Origin of the sequence: Paraburkholderia sp. GAS32, assembly GCF_050434225.1 — a bacterium.
Classification (GTDB): domain Bacteria; phylum Pseudomonadota; class Gammaproteobacteria; order Burkholderiales; family Burkholderiaceae; genus Paraburkholderia; species Paraburkholderia madseniana.
Window position 1 is genome coordinate 24,316 of sequence record NZ_JBNPVS010000015.1, and the last position, 15,963, is coordinate 40,278.

The following is a 15,963-nucleotide window of genomic DNA, read 5'->3' on the forward strand; positions in this document are numbered from 1 at the left end:
TTGGTGGCTTAGTCAGTGACGAGCGGGCCAGCCTCATACTGCTCATCGGTTACCGACTCCATCCACTCGACGTTCTTGCCGTCGAGCATTTCAGTGACCGCAAAGTGCGACATCGCCGTGGTTGCAGCAGCACCGTGCCAGTGTCGCTTTCCGCACGAGCACGAGACGATGTCACCAGCGCGGATTTCACTGCGCTGGCCACCTTCGCATTGAGTCCAACCTACCCCTGAAAGCACGACCAGAATCTGACCGAGTGGATGCGTATGCCAGTGGGTGCGCGCGCCGGGCTCAAACGTCACGATGGCACCACCGGTTCGCCCCGGCTCCTCCATCTGGAACAGGCTGTCGATACGGACGGCGCCGGTAAACCAGCTTCCCGGGCCTTTGATGGACGGCTTGCTGCCGTTGCGGATGATGGTTTGGGCTTGTTTGTCTGTCATAGCTTCTAATCCTTTCACGTAGGAGTCTGGCGTAACGTCACACCATTATTGCGGTGCCAGCTCTCCTAACCAGTAAGACGCCGTCACGCCACCATCCATCAGGAAATCGCTTCCGGTGATGAATCCTCCGTCAGGCCCCATGAGCAGCGCGGCAACATTTCCAACTTCATCCGGCGTGCCGGCGCGCTTGGCCGGGCACCCGTCAATCATGCGCCGATAGCCTGCCCCACGCGGGCCGGATAACTCGTCCTTCGCAAGCGGCGTGATGATGATGCCTGGGCTGATGGTATTGATACGAGCGCCACGCTTGCCCCAGCGGACTGCCTCAAACATCACGCGCAAGGCGTTGCCGCGTTTCGACAACTGATAAGCATGCAACGAATCCTTTACCTGATCAGACTGAAGCATTGGCAGCTTTAGCAATTCTTCGACAGGCGTCGTCGCAAGCGCGTGGTTATCTTCCGTGGTCAGCGGCGGCAGACGATGACCGGACTGAGAGGCGATTACAACTCCCGCTCCGCCCTCGGCCATCACTTCGCCAAATACTTCGAGGATCAACGCCGTGCCGTAGAGATCGATTTTCAGGATCGTCTCTGGTGAGGCCTGCGACGGCGAAACGCCGGCCGCATGAATGAGGCCATGGACGGCGCCCAGTGAAGTCGCTTTCGCGACCAGGGCTTCAACGGACGCACGCGATGAAATGTCGACGGCCGCCGTCGTCACCTCAAAACCCGCCTCGCTCAGCGTCTTTGCCGCTGCGTCGGCCTGCTCCTGACGCAGGTCGGCGAGTAACAGGTGTTTGCCTGTGCCCACCCGTCGCGCAGTGGCTTGCCCAATTGATCCCGGACCGATTACAACGATGACTTTTTGCATGACGCTTCTTCCTTGTTCCTGGATTGGCCGATCGCTTAAATTTCCTGACGAGTGGGTCGAAACAGGATTTCATTTACGTCGACTTCCGGAGGCTGACTAATCGCGAAGGCGACGGCGCGTGCGAACGATTCCGCTGGGATCGCGATCTCTTCGTAGAACTTGCTGATGAAGCCGGCTATATCCGGTTCCGTAATGCTGTTCGGAAGCTCAGTCGCAACCGCACCCGGCGAGAGAATCGTCGTGCGAAGACCGTAGGGTTTGACTTCCTGGCGCAAGCCTTCCGAGATCATGAGCACGGCGCTCTTGGTTGCCGCATAGACAGCGCTGCCGGGCCGCACGATCCGTGCCGCCACGGAAGCGACGTTGATGATCTGGCCGCTCTTCTGCTGTTTCATGTGTGGCAAGGCAGCGGCGATGCCGTACAACACACCCTTGATATTTACGTCGATCGTCTGGTTCCAGTCATCGATCTTCAGGCGCTCAAGCGGTGAATGCGGCATCAATCCGGCGTTGTTGAGCATGACGTCGACGCGCCCGAAGGTCTGCACTGCTGCATCGACCAGGGCTTTGACATCCTCGTGACGAGTCACGTCGGTTGCCATAGCCAGTGCCTTGCCGCCTTTGTCGATTAATTCCTGTGCCAGCGACTGAATGCGATCGACCCGCCGCGCGCCCAGTACGACGATCGCGCCCTGCGCGCTCAGATGCTTGGCAGTCGCTTCGCCCAAGCCGCTGCTGGCACCCGTGATAACGACAACTTTGCCTTCAATGTTGTTGCTCAAGCCATTGCGCGTTTCCACAGACCTTCTCCGGTTGAAATCAATGTCCAGATCTTAGGTTGATGTGAATTCATTAACAATAAGGCTACAATTTCACGGGGTGTTAAATTGAAGTTAATTATGCTGCGCACAGGTCTGTCGGAACTGACGGCGTTCATTGCCGTCGCTGAGCATCGAAGTTTCCGCGCGGCGGCGAAAAAACTGGGGGTTTCCGCGCCGGCGTTGAGTCATGCGATCAGGAATCTCGAATCGGGTCTCAACGTGCGCCTCTTCAATCGGACGACCCGCTCGGTAGCGCTAACTGAAGCTGGCGAACATTTGTTGCGGCGTGTCGGTCCGGCACTTGCCGACCTTGAAGATGGCATCAATGAAGTGATGTCCGCAGGTACCCGGCCGTCCGGATCAATCCGGATCAGCTCGGCCGAAGCCGGCGCGAGACCACTGATCCAGCACGTGCTTCCGGATTTTCTCGCGGCTTATCCGGAGATTCACGTGGAGGTCGTCGTGGATACCCGATTGATCGATATCGTGGCAGACGGATTTGACGCTGGGATACGGGTGCTCGACGATGTTCCGCGCGACATGATTGCGGTCGAATTCGGTCCGGCATTCCGGTTTGCAGCGGTCGCATCGCCCGAGTATCTCTCTCGCCACCAGCCGCCTAAAACACCTCAGGACCTAAGACAGCACAAATGCATCCGCTATCGATTTCTTAGCGGTACGCTATACCACTGGGAGTTTGAACGTCGAAGCAGTGGCCTCAATGTCGATGTCGATGGCCCCATGACGCTAGGTAACTCAAACCTGATGGTCGATGCCGCGCTGGCCGGCATCGGTGTCGCCTGGGTTCCGGAATATCTTGTCGTGGAACATCTGGCGACCGGCCGATTGGTTCATCTACTACCGGACTGGAGTCCATCCATGCCAGGCTTGTGTCTCTACTATCCGGCTAACCGGCACCCACCGGAAGCGCTTCGGCTGTTTTCGCAGGCGGTACGCGAATGGGCCAACAAATCGACGAAAGATAAAGGCAACGCAAAGAGCGGCAAAGCATGAAAGTTGCTGAACGGTAAGAACGCTGACAAACCGTAATTGCGCAGACAGTCGGGTGCAATTCGAACGCCCCCAGGCTTGTCAAAGCAATGTGGCCCTGCTATCGAGGCGCCGTTAAGGCCGGGACGAAACGAATAGCGCACCTCATGCATGGGCCGCTCTTTCCGAGGGAGGAATCGTGCAAAAGAAAATCGTCACTCGAGCCATCGCGGGAGGCGTTTGCCTGATGGCGCTGTCCGGCGCTGCGTTCGCTCAATCGCTGGCGTATACGAATCAGCCCGTGGACGTTTATGCGGGTCCGTCCGGGGATTATCCGGTGGTCGCGCAAGTGCCGCCGAGCGCGGAGCTTACGGTGTACGGCTGCGTTTCCGATTACAGCTGGTGCGACGTCGGAGCGCCCGGACTGCGCGGCTGGGTCTACGGCGAATATCTCGACTATCCGTATCAGGGTACCGAGGTGCCGATCATGACTTACGGCTTGCAGATTGGGGTGCCGGTCGTGGCGTTCTCGTTCGGAACTTACTGGGATCACTACTATCGCGGCCAGCCTTGGTATCACGACCGGGACCGGTGGGCGAATCATCCGCGGCCGCATGGTGGCCAGCCGGCGGCGGGCGGTCCGGCTATGAACCCGAGGCCGGTCATGCACGGCAGCCCGCAGCCGCAGCCGCAGCCGCAACCCCAGCCCCAGCCGGGGTACGCTCATGGGCCGATGCAGCCGCAGCCGGGATATACGCACGGGCCTGCGCAGCCGCCCGGGCAAATGACGGGCGGCCCTCAGGGACAGGCTGCCGGGCACCCGGGCGGTCCGTCCGGTGAGCACGGCGGCGAGGCGCGCGGCGGCAATGGAGACCGCAATCATCCGCCGGATAACCATTAGCGATTGAACGCTTCTCGCCCGCCACCGCTTCGCGATCGCCTGGCAACGCGCCTCGCGCCCATGCCGCTCAATTCGACGGATGATCGTCGAGGTGATCGTGAAGCGGGTCCGGGCTCTTTTGCGTCGAGCGCAACACGCCTGCGTCGTCGAAATAGAAGTAAGTGGGTCTGTCGCGTCAGAAAAAGCCGCTCAGGATTGGATAAATAATTGGCAGGACAAAGGACGTCAGAATGCCGTTCAGGCCCATCCCGAGGCCCGCAAATGCGCCGGCTTCTTCACTCATCTGCAACGCACGAGCAGTGCCGATTCCATGGGACGCGACACCCAGTGCGAAGCCACCCAGGTCATGCCTCGACACGTGAATCAACCTCAAAAGGCCGCTGCCAATCACCGCGCCAGTGATGCCGGTCATGATCACAAGGACGGCCGTCAGCGACGGCAATCCGCCGATTTTCTCGGAAATACGGATAGCAATTCCTGCCGTAACGCTCTTCGGCGCAATCGTGGCAAGTATTTGACCCGTGGCTCCCAGGAGCCTTGGGATCAAAAGGGCCGATGAGATGCCCGTCGCACAGCCCGCCACAAGTGCGCCAGCCAATTGCGGGGCCAGCCGGCGCAATTTAGGCAATTGCCGGTGCATCGGTATAGCGAGCGCGACGATTGCCGGTCCGAGCAAAAATTGAATGGGCTGGGCGCTTTGCATGTAGGTGACATACGATGTGTTCGATTCACGCAAGGCAAGTATCAAAAGCGCCACTGCAATTAACACGGGATTCGCGAGCGCACTTTTTCCCAGCGAACCGTGGACGACCTGCGCGATTACGTACGCGAGGAACGTGAGGGTCAGCCAAAGAAGCGGTGTTGTTCCGAGAAATGCCCACGCGGACGCGATGTTCTGATGAACGTTCACGGTGTATCAACCTTCTCAATGTCGGCAGCCGCAAGCGCTGTGTTTCCGTCGGCATGGAGCGGCGATGCAAACGGTGTTGTCGGGGGTGCAAGCGGTGCAGCGCGCGCGGGCCATAAAGCGCACAAGCCTTGGCCGACAAGCGCGGTAACGACGATTGTTAGCGCCGTACACACAACAACGGACACGGCTATTGGGAGCAGGTCATGCGCCACGCGGCCGGCAAAGACCATGATGCCGACGCCTGCTGGAACGAACAAAAGAGGCAGAAACCTAAGCAGGGCAAGAGCGTCGCTCTCAATGGCGGATGAAAGGCCGGGGCGGAGACTCAGCGAGGCTAACAACAGGATCATCCCTATAACCGCGCCGGGGATCGGCAGGTTCCCGGCGTAGGCTATCAATTCGCCAAGGCACTGGTAGGCGAGAAGGACAGTGAACGTCTTGATCATCGGGTCACCTTCGCTTCGGACGCGCACACGTTGAGCCACCAGCAAAGCACGACAAAGTGGGTGAAAGCCGCCGTGCCAGAACTTGTTCACCCGTTGGCAATATTCATCATTGCAGTGAGCAAAAAGGCGTCGGCCATCCCGTGCATCTGCTCACTGCCCGCCGTAGAGCGAGTTCAGGCGATCCATCGTGCCGTCCTGCTGGGCGCGCTGCAATTCCTGTTTGACCTCCGCGCGAGTCTTGGCATGGAGGGCGCCGCTATTGCTACTGCCCATGGACGTACCGCCGACAGCGTCCGACGTCATAGCTGCGTTGCTGTCGGTGGCCGTCCTGGATGTGTCGGTGATGTCACCCGCATAGGCGAGCGTGGTGCACAACGTCAATGCGGCAATAGGGATCAAAGTCAGAGCTTTCATCATATCCTCCAGCATGGTGCATGACATGCCCGACGCCGATCGAATCACGCAGTTTGCGCCGGGATTTCGTGCCGCTTCGAAAAGCATCAAGGGTTCTCGCAAGGACTCGGCACGCTCTTGCATACCCGGGAAGAATTTCCTTCATTCCCGAGTCATCTTCCTTTTTCGTATCGCGACCGCTCCAGGATAGGACCGGTGCATCCAGCCTGGATCTATTTTCATCACCTGCAACCTGGCGGCGATCCTCGTGGAGCTGCTGGGTTTCGACTGCCCACCCCGTCCACGGGTTGCGGCATGCCGGCAGGTACCACTGCACTGTATGCGCTGACCGCAAGCGCATGAATAAGGCGCTTTTCCTAAACGAGGCTAGGGGATTGCCTTATTCAGTGACTGGGCTCCGCTCTATTGGCTCTCGATCCACTGAATTGCAAAGCGCATCAGCTCGTTGCCGCTACGGATATTCAACTTTTCTTTGATGTTGGCCCGGTGTGCCTCGATGGTCTTGACGCTCCGATTCAGTTTCGCGGCGATTTCGCGGGTACCGAAACCGAGTCCGATCAGATGCAGGACCTCGAATTCCCGAACCGAAAGGCTCGCAATTGGGCCGGCCGGCGTTTTTCTGGGACCCGCCAGGGCTCGCGCCAGGTTTTCATGCATGGCGGCGCTCAAATAAATATTGCCTGCCAGCACTTCGCGGATGGCGCTCACGACATGCTCCGTGGCCTCGAGTTTCATCAGATACCCGTTTGCCCCGGCCCGTAGTGCGCGTTCGGCAAACAGGCTTTCGTCATGCATGCTGAGGACGAGGATTGCCAATTTTGGGTAGCGGTGGCGGAGGGTCTTGACAAGATCCAGGCCGGAGTCCGATTGCAGACTGATGTCCACAATGGCCATGTCGGGCAGGCAGTCCATCGCCGCCAGGGCCTCTTCGGCGCTGCCGACCGCGCAGCAGACGTGCAGATCCTCTTGCAGATTCAGCAAGTGCGTCATCCCCTCCCGGATGATGGGGTGGTCATCCACGATCAGGATTTGAGTCGCGCGGCCTGGGCTAGACGGCTTCCCGTGCATGGTCTGGGCGCTCCGGTATCGGATAGCTGATGGCGACCGTGGTGCCACCCAAAGCATTGCGGGCCACCGTACAAGAGCCGCCCAGAAGACTCGCCCGGTGACGCAGGTTTTGGAGTCCCAGTCCGGAGGCACGCGCCATTTGTTCCGGGCCGACGCCCACCCCGTCGTCACTGATTGAAAGCGTCTGCAAGCCGCCTACGCGCTCCAGGTCGATCCAGATGTGACGGCCTTCGCTATATTTCAGCGCGTTGTTGACTGCTTCCTGTGCCGCACGATACAGGTTGATCTGAGTAGGCTGATCCAGTAAGTCTACATCTGGCTGGATCCGGAGCATGCAGTCTATGCCGTCAAGCGTGCGAGCCGTTTCCGCCAGCCCATGCAGTGCGGCCGCAAGGCCACCATATTCAATGGCGACCGGGTCCAGGCCATGGGCAATCCTGCGGGTCATCAAGGACGACTGCTTCACCAATCCGACGATGGTAGCGGCGTCGGCCGCGGCTGGGTGGCCCTGCGTCTGCAGTTTCTGATTCAAGGCGGCGCAGTACAGACCCAGGCTGGTCAGGTGTTGCCCAAGTCCATCATGCAGTTCCCGGCCAAAGAGTCTTTGCTGCTGATCGCCGATCTGGATCAGTTCTTCTTCCAACAGACGACGTTGCGCGATCTCCTCCTTTAGTTCGCTGTTTGTCTTCTCCAGGTCTTCGGTTCGCTCCTCTACGCGCCGTTCCAATTCGACGTAGGAGGCCTGCAGCAGGCGATGGACGCGCTGCTCCTGAGCACGTGCCGCCACCAGCAGCAGTCCGGTTACCGCCACGACGTTCGCGAATGTGCACCACCTCACGAGGCTATCCACCGGAGAGTTGGCGGCGAAGGGGCCGGTGCCGTGGGTGGTACCCCAGATGGCCACCACTGAGACTATCAAGGTCGCGAGACTGGTGCCCAGGTGATCGAAGCGCAGAGCCGCCCAGATAATGAACGGAAAGATCGCCAAGGCTGCAGGATAGTAGCCGTGTCCGGCAAGTTGCGGGGCACCGAAGATGAGGTAGCTCACCCAGAAGGTCGCAATGGCCAGTCCGCACGCCTCCACGGCCTGCTCCGCCGAGCGGATGGGGTTCGGATACGCGAGCAGGCTGAGCAGGGGCGGAGCCACCACCAGCACGCCCATCATGTCACCGAGCCACCATTTCAGAAAAGCTGCGCCGTACTCGGCGGCCGGCATCAAGCCCCCTCCTAATACGGCGGTCGCACCAATCAGCGCACTCACTGCCGTGCTGAGCACCGCAGCGAGAGCAATGAGGGCTAACACGTCCTTGATGCGGTCGAGGGTGATCTGGAATCGGGCTACGCGGTTCAACAGTATTGCCGCCGTCAAGGCTGCAACTATCGCGCCAACACTAATCACAGCGGCCACTGGCAAGGGCACGCCCACCGACACGTTGGCGAGGAGGGAGCCAATGACGATTCCGGGGGCAACTTCGAAGCCCAGAGCGAGCAGTGCAACAAGGGCGATGCCACTGGAGGGCCACACCAGAGACACTGCGCCGCCCACTATCGCATAAGCAAGTCCTACTTTTGCGCCCGCGTAGTAAGCCAATGCCACAAGCCCGGTGAGCAGGAAGAGTCTAAACCTGGAATCGCCCCGAATAATGGCCATTGTTCGCTTCACCCCCTCATGCGAACGATGCCCAACACGTCCCGGCACAGCCCGCAAGCAGCAATCCTGATGAACCTATCAATATGGCGAATTTGATGCCGGGATTACGCGGGTCACATTCCTCATATCAAGGCGACCAAAACTACTATGAACCCACGTCAGAATTCTTCTGCGCGCCATCGCACATACGAAGGATCATCATGGTAGTAGAGGGCGAGTTCATTCAGGCGGGTGGCCTCCTATTTCGTGAGAGGTCGGATCGTCCCTGCGAGGTCTCGCGTTGCATGACCGCTTGTCGGACCGCACTACCGTTCGATATCGATGGGTGTTCCCTCGCATCGCCCGCCAAAACACAGGTTCGAACTGGCGGAACTCCGTTCGGCCTCCGCCCGGGGCCTATGCTTGATTGGCGCATTCGCACTATATGACCAAGGAGGCGTGTCATGAAACCCGCGCTATGTGTCGCCGTCGTCAGTATGCTGTTCGGGGTCCAACTGGCGCACGCCGCCTGCCCCAACGACGCCGTCTTCCTCATTCTCGGTGATCAGATTCGCGGTTACTCCTTGCGCGCCAACGGAGCGACGGAGCCCTGCCAGGTGCTGCAAGGGCCGCTCACCACCCTCATGACCGCCGGAGCGACGGTGATCGACAAGAAGGACTCCTTTCACGTCGCGCAGTTTCTTACCAACAGCACCGTCGACATCTTTCCGCGAAAGGCCGAGGGCAATGAGGCGCCCAGGCGGTCGTTCATGTTGACGATGACAAATGACCTGCTCAGCATCGCGGTGGATTCCCACCTCAACGACTTCGTCCTGACCGTTCGCCCCACGGAGGCGGGGGTGCTGGTCGCTCCCGCCAACAGCTCCGGGCCTGTAACCAACCCGGTTCACATCACCGATCCGAATATCGTCCAGTACGTGAGCATTGCGATTGACAGCGACGACAATCTGCTGATTGCGGGCTATGACATACGGGGGGCGGCGATCATCGACACGTTTGGCACGCGTCGGAGCATGACCTCGCCTCCGCTTCTGCGCAGCCTCACGGGTAGCAAAACCGGCCTGCTGCCGGGTGCCGGACTTTTTGCAAGGAACAACATGACGATCGCTGTCGATCCGCGTACGGACGAGTTATTCGTCTACAACCAGACCGCGGACGTGACGCAGATCCAGGTGAGCGTTTTCGCCGCCGAGGCGAACGGCGACGTGCCGCCGGTACGGACAATCAGCGGTCCAGCCACGGGAATCACTGGCTCTGGCTTGCCGGGAAACAAGATCGCCATCTCCTCGGACGGGCGGCTCTTTGATGCCGAGCCGAACCTGCGCATTCTCGCGTTCGCGCCGGGGGCAAGGGGCAATGTGGCGCCGTCTCAGGTCATCGAGGACTCCACCCCCGGTCCAGTCACCCTGGGCGGGATCGCGGTCCGGTCGAGAGGAGGCCGGCAACATGATGGAAATGACGATGCTCAAGGAACGGACGAAGCCGGTGGCAGACCTTGACGCGCAGTACCCTTGGCGCGAACTAAAACCGTTCACGCGGGTTTGTCGGACCAATCGGGCGTGCTCGTGTTCCATAGCACTTCGAACAGACTGCACTCGAACGCAAAGAACTCCGCGCTTTGAATGGACAGCGCGTAGTGCTCGGCTCGCGATGAAATGAAGGCCACGGTGTCGTCGTACAGATAGGTCGTGATACCCGCTTCGAAATCCGCGGGCGCAAAGCGGAGTTCGCGGCGATCGCGCGTCGATGTTCGCCACAGATCGCGTGTATCGCCCGGACCGGAGCGGATTATGCGCAGATTGATACCCGCACGGATGCGTCGCACCGCGACGTCCCTGATGACCTCAAAACCCGGCGTCTCAAACAGCTCGCTGTTAGACATCACCGCGCGCAACTCTTTACTCTGACATTCGAGTGTTTCGTTGAGCACAGTCTTGATCCCTTCGATACCCGGGAAATAGCGCACCCGCGGTTTTCCACCCGCTGAGTTGTGAATGGAGCGCAGCCGCGGGAGCACTTCCTGAACGAGCTGACGCTGCGCCTCGATACGCCTGAGCAGCGCGATCGGATCCTGCGGAATGACATAGCTGCGCGCGCCTTTCTGCACGGTCGCGACGAGTCCGTCGGCGAGCAGCCGGTCGAGCACTTCGTATGCATTGGTGCGGCCGATGCCCGCCTTCTGGGCGATCGAAGCGACGGTGGACTCGCCGAGTTCCAGCGAGGCCAGATAGAAGTCGGCCTTGTTTCCGTCGATGCCGGCGGCCTGGAGCATCTCAACAAGGTTCATGTTCGCCAACCTCATGTTCGCCAACCGCTACGCACGGGTGATGGTCGTTACACGTCGATTCGTTCGCTTGGATGGTACAAATAAAATCTTTAATAATCAAATAGATAACAAGTTTATCGCAAGGTCGGAACGTATTTCAAGGACGCGTTTCACGGCCGCGACTAGCATTCATCTCAGTCAATTCGTTGACGCCCGGAGCCGATGAATCACATCGATCCGAAGCGAGGCGAACCGTGGGCCGGTTGAGTGACCCGCTCGTGCGCCTGATCACCCAACCACACTGAAAGGAACCCATCATGAGCAACCCCAAGCTTGAAGTACTGACGCCGCAAAATTCCCAGCTGCTTTTCATCGACCAACAACCGCAGATGGCATTCGGTGTCCAATCCATTGATCGGCAGGTGCTGAAGAACAATGTGGTAGGCCTCGCCAAGGCAGCGAAGGTATTCGGCATTCCCACCACCATTACGTCGGTCGAATCGCAAAGCTTCTCGGGCTTTACCTACCCCGAGCTGCTCGACGTGTTTCCCGGTCAGCCGGTGCTCGAACGCACGTCGATGAACTCCTGGGACGACCAGAAGGTTCGTGACGCGCTGGCTGCGAATGGACGCAAGAAGATCGTGGTTTCCGGCCTGTGGACAGAGGTTTGCAACAACACCTTTGCACTCAGCGCGATGCTGGAAGGCGACTACGAGATCTACATGGTCGAAGACGCCTCGGGTGGCACGTCGAAGGACGGGCATGACTATGCGATGAAGCGCATGATCCAGGCCGGCGTCGTGCCCGTGACGTGGCAACAGGTGATGCTCGAATGGCAGCGTGACTGGGCGCGTCGCGACACGTACGACGCCGTCATGAACGTGGTCAGGGAGCACTCTGGTGCGTACGGGATGGGCGTGGACTACGCGTACACGATGGTGCACAAGGCGCCGCAGCGCGCCAACGGGTCCCACGAGATCGTGCCCGCGGTTCCGGCCAGGTAATCTGGTCACCCACTGCCTCAATTGATGTCATGACTCCGGCCGTGCGGCAAGGTGCCGCCGGCCATCAGGAATCCATACGATATCCAGTTAAGACAGCCCCGATCTGATTCGGCCCGATGGTCGCTTCACGACGCTGAATCGTGCGAACCCGACAGCGAGCGCGATCGCCATCAAGGACGGGAAATTCACGGCCGTTGGCGTCTGACATGAGTACAAACGCGCAAAGGAATCCGCACTGGATCGCTGCGCTGCTCGCGCAGCGCTGGTTGCCGCTGGTGGCGCGCGTGGCGCTCGTCATGGCGACATGCCTTGCCGGTATCAAGCAATCCTCCGGCCGTTCCGGTGTTCAGTAAAACCTCAAAGGACGTTCAATACCATGAGTAATCTTCGCTCCCTGGCAGCGACAGCGCTTGCCGTCATCTGTCTCGCTGCATCGTCAGTCGCGGCGGCTACACCACCAAAAATTCCACAGCCCATTGCAGAGCCGCAGCTCGCTGTGGGGCCGCAATACGACACCACCCATGTCTATGTAGCGCCTGAAGACTTCGACAAATTCACCGATAGTCTTGTCGCAACCTTCGGCGGCCACAAGTCGCAACAGGGCGTCTTTCAGGTGACACCCACGTCGAGCAAGACGATGTCGCAACTCGTTTTCACGCCGGTCGGCACGTTGTCGGTGTTCGGCTTCAAGACGCCTGTTCCGTATCCGTTCGGTAGCGAGCGCACGGGATATCTCGTGACCGACATCGACGCGGCCGTCAAATCGGCCAGGCGGCACCACGCCGACGTCACGGTGGCGACGTTCCCCGATCCGATCGGACGTGACGCGATCGTCTCCTGGCCGGGCGGCGTCAACATGCAGTTGTACTGGCACAATCAGGCGCCGAACTATGGTTCTTTGCAGACGGTGCCCGAGAACCGGGTCTACGTGTCGCCGGAGCGCGCCAATCTATTGATTCGCAACTTCGTGGCTTTTTCGCATGGCAAAGTTCTGTCCGATGATCACAACGCGCCCGCCGTCGAAATTGGCCGGCCGGGAGATACGTACCGGCGTGTGCGGATCGAGTCGGGATTCGGCAAGATGACGGTGCTGGTGACGGACGGCCAGTTGCCATGGCCGTTCGGCCGGGAGATGACGGGCTATGAAGTGACGAATCTCGCCGACACGCTGCAGAAGGCGAAGGCGGCAGGCGTCATGGTGCTGGTCCCGCCGTTCACTTCGGATAAGCGCGAAGCCGCGCTCGTGCAGTTCCCGGGTGGATATATCGCCGAGATTCATGCGGTTACGCAGTAGACGCGGGACGCCGGGGTGATGCGCCATGACGGTCGCGGGGCCGCCCGATGTCATTCCCCAACACGGGAGACGATTGATGAAATCTGAAGACAGCGTGCTCGCCGCCATCGCGGGCTACGTGGACACGCTCAGCTTTGTCGCGCTTTTTGGGCTGTTCACTGCGCACGTCACGGGCAACTTCGTGCTGATCGGCGCCGAAGCGGCAGGTTACGGCCAGGGCGTGTTCATGAAGTTGATGGCGTTCCCCGCATTCATTGCAGGTGTGGCCGTCAGCAGCGTGATTGTGAAGCGCATCGAACCCGCGACGCCCAACCGCGCGGCGTGCGTTCTCTACGTTGTCCAGGCAGCGCTCATGCTGGCCTTTTGCCTCGCGGGTGTCGACGTCTCGCCCGTTGTGCATGTGGACAGCGCGCCCGTCATCGTCTGCGGGATGATCGGCGCAGCGGCAATGGGCGTGCAGAATGCGCACGGCCGGCTTGTCCCGCGTCCCGGTGTGCCCAACACCGTGATGACGGGCAACGTGACGCAGGCCGTGCTCGACTCGATCGACATCCTGTCGCCGCAGATGCCATCCGACGCACGAGCGGTGGCGCGAACGCGTCTTGGGAAGATGTTGCCGACGATTCTCGCGTTCGCCGTTGGCGCAATCCTCGGCGCCCTCGCGTATCGGCACACAGGGTTCTGGGCGTTGCTGCTGCCGTTCGTCGTGCTCCTGTGGCTGGCATTGAAGGCCCGCGGCGTATTGCACCCAGCTCGCGACACGGAGACGCCATGACACGTATGTGGCCCAGGCCGTTCGCAGGTACGAACGCGGTGGCGTTCGTTGCCGTTTTGCAAGCGCGAACTATGTCGGCATCGAACTTAAATTTGGATGGTAGTCAAATCGGAAGCGGTCAAACCTTGCAATCCATCGCGACAGACGGCTTATGGCTGGCAAGAAAGCGGTGAATCTCCGCGACCACGGCGGCCCCCTCCCCCACGGCCCCTGCAACGCGCTTGGTCGAACCCGATCGAACATCGCCAATTGCAAACACACCGTCGACACTGGTATGCAATGGCAGCATGGACCTGGTGGCTCCCGTTTCGAGGTCCGTACCCGTCAACACAAATCCTTTCGGATCCAACGACACACTGCACGTGCGCAACCAGTTCGTGTTGGGGTCGGCACCGATAAAAAGGAACACGTGATGCGTCTTCAAGCATTCGAGACCACCATCGTGTCGCCGATAGTAGACAGAATCTAGCCGTTCATCGCCTTCGAAGGCTGTGATCTCAGCGCCTGTATGGATCGTCACGTTCGGCAACGCGGCAATACGCTCGATCAGGTAATGCGACATGCTGTGCTCGACGTCCTGGCCCCTGACGAGGACATGAACGTGGGCAGCATGCGAAGCCAGAAACACAACGGCCTGCCCAGCTGAATTTCCACCGCCAATCAGCAGCACCGGTTCGCCGCGGCAAAGTCGAGCCTCGATCGACGTCGCCCAGTAGTAGACACCGTGACCTTCGAAGCCCGCAAGGCCGCTCACTGCCGGGCGCCGATACTCCGCGCCGCTCGCGATGACCACCGTTCGTGCCGCAATGCGCCGCGAACTGGCAAGCTCGACCTCGAGGGGGTATGCGCTGCAATGCAAGGCCTTCACTTCGACCGGAATCGCGATGTGCGCACCGAATTTCTGCGCCTGGTTAAATGCCCTGCCGGCTAGCGCTTGCCCCGATATACCGGTCGGAAAGCCCAGATAGTTTTCGATGCGCGCACTCGTGCCGGCCTGGCCGCCCGGCGCGTGGCAATCGAAGACGGCCACTGACAAGCCTTCGGATGCCGCATAGACGGCGGCCGCCAGGCCGGCGGGCCCGGCGCCGACGATCGCGACGTCGTAGAGATGCCCGGGATCGAATTCTGGCACGAGTCCCAGACACGACGCGAGCTGCCCCTCGTCCGGATTGCGCAGCACGGTGCCATCCGGGCAGACGACGAGCGGCATGTCATCGCGCCCGGGAGTCATGCGCTCGAGCAATGCGATAGCATCGGCACCGCCTACGTCAAGCGTCATATGCGGGAGAGCATTGCGTTGCAGGAAATGTTGCAGCGCGAGGAGCCGCTCGTTGTCGGGCGGGCCAACGAGCACCGCCCCTTGCCCACGCTCGATTGCAGCGACGCGCCTCAGAATCAGCGCGCGCATGATCCTTTCGCCGAGCTCTGCCTCGCCAATCATCAGCGCACGCAGCTTATCCGGCGAAATCACGAGCGCATTGACGTCTTCAATAACCTCAGCATCGACGAGCCCGGGCTTGCCTGAAAGCATGCCAACGTCGGACGTGAATTCACCCCGCTTTGCCTGAGAGCGCAGCAAACGTCGATGGCCGAGTCCGTCGCGTGCGGTGTATCGAATCGAGCCTGACAACAGGACGAACATGCCTGGACTCATGCCACCCGCGCGATAGAGAAATTCGCCGACGGCGTAGCTGCACATCGCACCGAATCGCCTTATCCGATCCATCTCAGGGTCCGTCAGTACCGGAAATATCTGATTCCAGCGTGAGGTGCTATATGGAGTCTGCGCATCTGCCGAGGTAGAACGATCGGCGCCGTTAGTGTCGGCTTCTGCCTGGTTCTCCTGCCCGCCCGGTGGCGAAGCTGCGTCGCTGTTCATCGTGAACCTCCCAGCAATGCGATCTTTTGGATAACCCACGTAGTCAATGCCATCCAGTAGTACAAGATAGGTTAGCCCTCAACGCGTCGCAAATAGCTAACCTGATCCTGCTCATGTCCGAGCCCTTGTGATACTCGCGACCGGCACACGCGGACTTCCTGGCGCCCCTCGTTGCACTTTCATTGGAAAATCCGTTAATCAGCTAATTAACGAGACGGTCGGAGATGTTGG

16 protein-coding genes and 1 pseudogene are annotated in these 15,963 nt (G+C 60.0%); 7 read left to right on the plus strand and 10 right to left on the minus strand.

What is annotated here, in order from left to right:
- Nucleotides 1-8: 8 nt before the first annotated feature.
- Genes P3T25_RS19325 through P3T25_RS19335 form a run of 3 tightly spaced genes read right to left on the minus strand, consistent with a single transcriptional unit; the run spans nucleotide 9 to nucleotide 2,095 of the window.
- Nucleotides 9-440 carry a (R)-mandelonitrile lyase gene (locus P3T25_RS19325; protein WP_154565425.1) on the minus strand — a complete coding sequence of 144 codons (432 nt, stop codon included), beginning with the start codon at nucleotides 438-440 and terminating at the stop codon, nucleotides 9-11.
- Between the two features lie 45 nt (nucleotides 441-485).
- Nucleotides 486-1,313, minus strand: coding sequence for an SDR family oxidoreductase (locus P3T25_RS19330; RefSeq protein WP_429358720.1), 828 nt, complete (start codon nucleotides 1,311-1,313; stop codon nucleotides 486-488).
- A gap of 35 nt (nucleotides 1,314-1,348) precedes the next feature.
- The gene (locus tag P3T25_RS19335; RefSeq protein WP_154565445.1) at nucleotides 1,349-2,095 is read right to left on the minus strand and encodes an SDR family oxidoreductase; all 747 of its coding nucleotides are present in this window, start codon (nucleotides 2,093-2,095) and stop codon (nucleotides 1,349-1,351) included.
- Nucleotides 2,096-2,212: 117 nt separating this feature from the next.
- Here P3T25_RS19335 and P3T25_RS19340 point away from each other — a divergent pair, with 117 nt between their 5' ends.
- A complete protein-coding gene (locus P3T25_RS19340) occupies nucleotides 2,213-3,148 on the plus strand; it encodes a LysR family transcriptional regulator (RefSeq protein WP_154565427.1) in 936 nt (311 codons plus the stop codon).
- Nucleotides 3,149-3,323: 175 nt separating this feature from the next.
- Nucleotides 3,324-4,025 carry an SH3 domain-containing protein gene (locus P3T25_RS19345; RefSeq protein ID WP_429358721.1) on the plus strand — a complete coding sequence of 234 codons (702 nt, stop codon included), beginning with the start codon at nucleotides 3,324-3,326 and terminating at the stop codon, nucleotides 4,023-4,025.
- Between the two features lie 175 nt (nucleotides 4,026-4,200).
- On the opposite strand, the gene P3T25_RS19350 is transcribed toward P3T25_RS19345, so the two are convergent.
- The 5 genes and pseudogenes from P3T25_RS19350 to P3T25_RS19370 all read right to left on the minus strand — a co-directional run bounded on the left by P3T25_RS19350 (nucleotide 4,201) and on the right by P3T25_RS19370 (nucleotide 8,514).
- On the minus strand, nucleotides 4,201-4,935 hold the full coding sequence (locus P3T25_RS19350) for an LrgB family protein (RefSeq protein WP_168435909.1): 735 nt from the start codon (nucleotides 4,933-4,935) through the stop codon (nucleotides 4,201-4,203).
- A 122-nt stretch (nucleotides 4,936-5,057) separates the two neighbouring features.
- Nucleotides 5,058-5,381, minus strand: a pseudogene (locus P3T25_RS19355) (CidA/LrgA family protein); the annotation flags it as partial.
- A gap of 150 nt (nucleotides 5,382-5,531) precedes the next feature.
- A complete protein-coding gene (locus P3T25_RS19360; protein WP_166618287.1) occupies nucleotides 5,532-5,795 on the minus strand; it encodes a DUF4148 domain-containing protein in 264 nt (87 codons plus the stop codon).
- Between the two features lie 402 nt (nucleotides 5,796-6,197).
- Nucleotides 6,198-6,920, minus strand: a complete 723-nt coding sequence (locus tag P3T25_RS19365; protein ID WP_325063540.1) for a response regulator transcription factor — start codon at nucleotides 6,918-6,920, stop codon at nucleotides 6,198-6,200.
- Nucleotides 6,844-8,514, minus strand: a complete 1,671-nt coding sequence (locus tag P3T25_RS19370) for an MASE1 domain-containing protein (protein WP_154565431.1) — start codon at nucleotides 8,512-8,514, stop codon at nucleotides 6,844-6,846. Before P3T25_RS19370 ends, P3T25_RS19365 begins: the two co-directional genes overlap by 77 nt.
- Nucleotides 8,515-8,957: 443 nt before the next feature.
- Here P3T25_RS19370 and P3T25_RS19375 point away from each other — a divergent pair, with 443 nt between their 5' ends.
- Entirely contained in the window at nucleotides 8,958-10,013 is a 1,056-nt protein-coding gene (locus P3T25_RS19375) for a hypothetical protein (RefSeq protein WP_154565432.1), read from the plus strand.
- A 32-nt stretch (nucleotides 10,014-10,045) separates the two neighbouring features.
- Here P3T25_RS19375 and P3T25_RS19380 read toward each other — a convergent pair whose 3' ends face one another.
- Nucleotides 10,046-10,801 carry a TrmB family transcriptional regulator gene (locus P3T25_RS19380; protein ID WP_154565433.1) on the minus strand — a complete coding sequence of 252 codons (756 nt, stop codon included), beginning with the start codon at nucleotides 10,799-10,801 and terminating at the stop codon, nucleotides 10,046-10,048.
- 296 nt (nucleotides 10,802-11,097) lie between these two features.
- Here P3T25_RS19380 and P3T25_RS19385 point away from each other — a divergent pair, with 296 nt between their 5' ends.
- The 4 genes from P3T25_RS19385 (at nucleotide 11,098) to P3T25_RS19400 (ending at nucleotide 13,853) form a co-directional block, all read left to right on the plus strand.
- Nucleotides 11,098-11,784: a hydrolase gene (locus tag P3T25_RS19385; RefSeq protein WP_154565434.1), complete on the plus strand. Its 687-nt coding sequence runs from the start codon at nucleotides 11,098-11,100 to the stop codon at nucleotides 11,782-11,784.
- Nucleotides 11,785-11,990: 206 nt separating this feature from the next.
- A complete protein-coding gene (locus P3T25_RS19390) occupies nucleotides 11,991-12,137 on the plus strand; it encodes a hypothetical protein (protein WP_233465038.1) in 147 nt (48 codons plus the stop codon).
- 23 nt (nucleotides 12,138-12,160) lie between these two features.
- The gene (locus P3T25_RS19395) at nucleotides 12,161-13,078 is read left to right on the plus strand and encodes a glyoxalase (protein WP_429358722.1); all 918 of its coding nucleotides are present in this window, start codon (nucleotides 12,161-12,163) and stop codon (nucleotides 13,076-13,078) included.
- A gap of 76 nt (nucleotides 13,079-13,154) precedes the next feature.
- Nucleotides 13,155-13,853, plus strand: coding sequence for a YoaK family protein (locus tag P3T25_RS19400; RefSeq protein ID WP_154565436.1), 699 nt, complete (start codon nucleotides 13,155-13,157; stop codon nucleotides 13,851-13,853).
- A 118-nt stretch (nucleotides 13,854-13,971) separates the two neighbouring features.
- Here the strand turns inward: P3T25_RS19400 and P3T25_RS19405 are convergent, their stop codons facing one another.
- Nucleotides 13,972-15,732 carry an FAD-dependent oxidoreductase gene (locus P3T25_RS19405; RefSeq protein WP_429358723.1) on the minus strand — a complete coding sequence of 587 codons (1,761 nt, stop codon included), beginning with the start codon at nucleotides 15,730-15,732 and terminating at the stop codon, nucleotides 13,972-13,974.
- Nucleotides 15,733-15,963: the final 231 nt, after the last annotated feature.

Excerpts from the sequence above, each read along its gene's own strand:
- P3T25_RS19325 (WP_154565425.1), bottom strand. The coding sequence starts at position 440 with ATGACAGACAAACAAGCCCAAACCATCATCCGCAACGGCAGCAAGCCG.
- P3T25_RS19330 (WP_429358720.1), bottom strand. The coding sequence starts at position 1,313 with ATGCAAAAAGTCATCGTTGTAATCGGTCCGGGATCAATTGGGCAAGCC.
- P3T25_RS19340 (WP_154565427.1), top strand. The coding sequence starts at position 2,213 with ATGCTGCGCACAGGTCTGTCGGAACTGACGGCGTTCATTGCCGTCGCT.
- P3T25_RS19360 (WP_166618287.1), bottom strand. The coding sequence starts at position 5,795 with ATGAAAGCTCTGACTTTGATCCCTATTGCCGCATTGACGTTGTGCACC.
- P3T25_RS19365 (WP_325063540.1), bottom strand. The coding sequence starts at position 6,920 with ATGCTTTGGGTGGCACCACGGTCGCCATCAGCTATCCGATACCGGAGC.
- P3T25_RS19370 (WP_154565431.1), bottom strand. The coding sequence starts at position 8,514 with ATGGCCATTATTCGGGGCGATTCCAGGTTTAGACTCTTCCTGCTCACC.
- P3T25_RS19375 (WP_154565432.1), top strand. The coding sequence starts at position 8,958 with ATGAAACCCGCGCTATGTGTCGCCGTCGTCAGTATGCTGTTCGGGGTC.
- P3T25_RS19380 (WP_154565433.1), bottom strand. The coding sequence starts at position 10,801 with ATGAACCTTGTTGAGATGCTCCAGGCCGCCGGCATCGACGGAAACAAG.
- P3T25_RS19385 (WP_154565434.1), top strand. The coding sequence starts at position 11,098 with ATGAGCAACCCCAAGCTTGAAGTACTGACGCCGCAAAATTCCCAGCTG.
- P3T25_RS19390 (WP_233465038.1), top strand. The coding sequence starts at position 11,991 with ATGAGTACAAACGCGCAAAGGAATCCGCACTGGATCGCTGCGCTGCTC.
- P3T25_RS19395 (WP_429358722.1), top strand. The coding sequence starts at position 12,161 with ATGAGTAATCTTCGCTCCCTGGCAGCGACAGCGCTTGCCGTCATCTGT.
- P3T25_RS19400 (WP_154565436.1), top strand. The coding sequence starts at position 13,155 with ATGAAATCTGAAGACAGCGTGCTCGCCGCCATCGCGGGCTACGTGGAC.
- P3T25_RS19405 (WP_429358723.1), bottom strand. The coding sequence starts at position 15,732 with ATGAACAGCGACGCAGCTTCGCCACCGGGCGGGCAGGAGAACCAGGCA.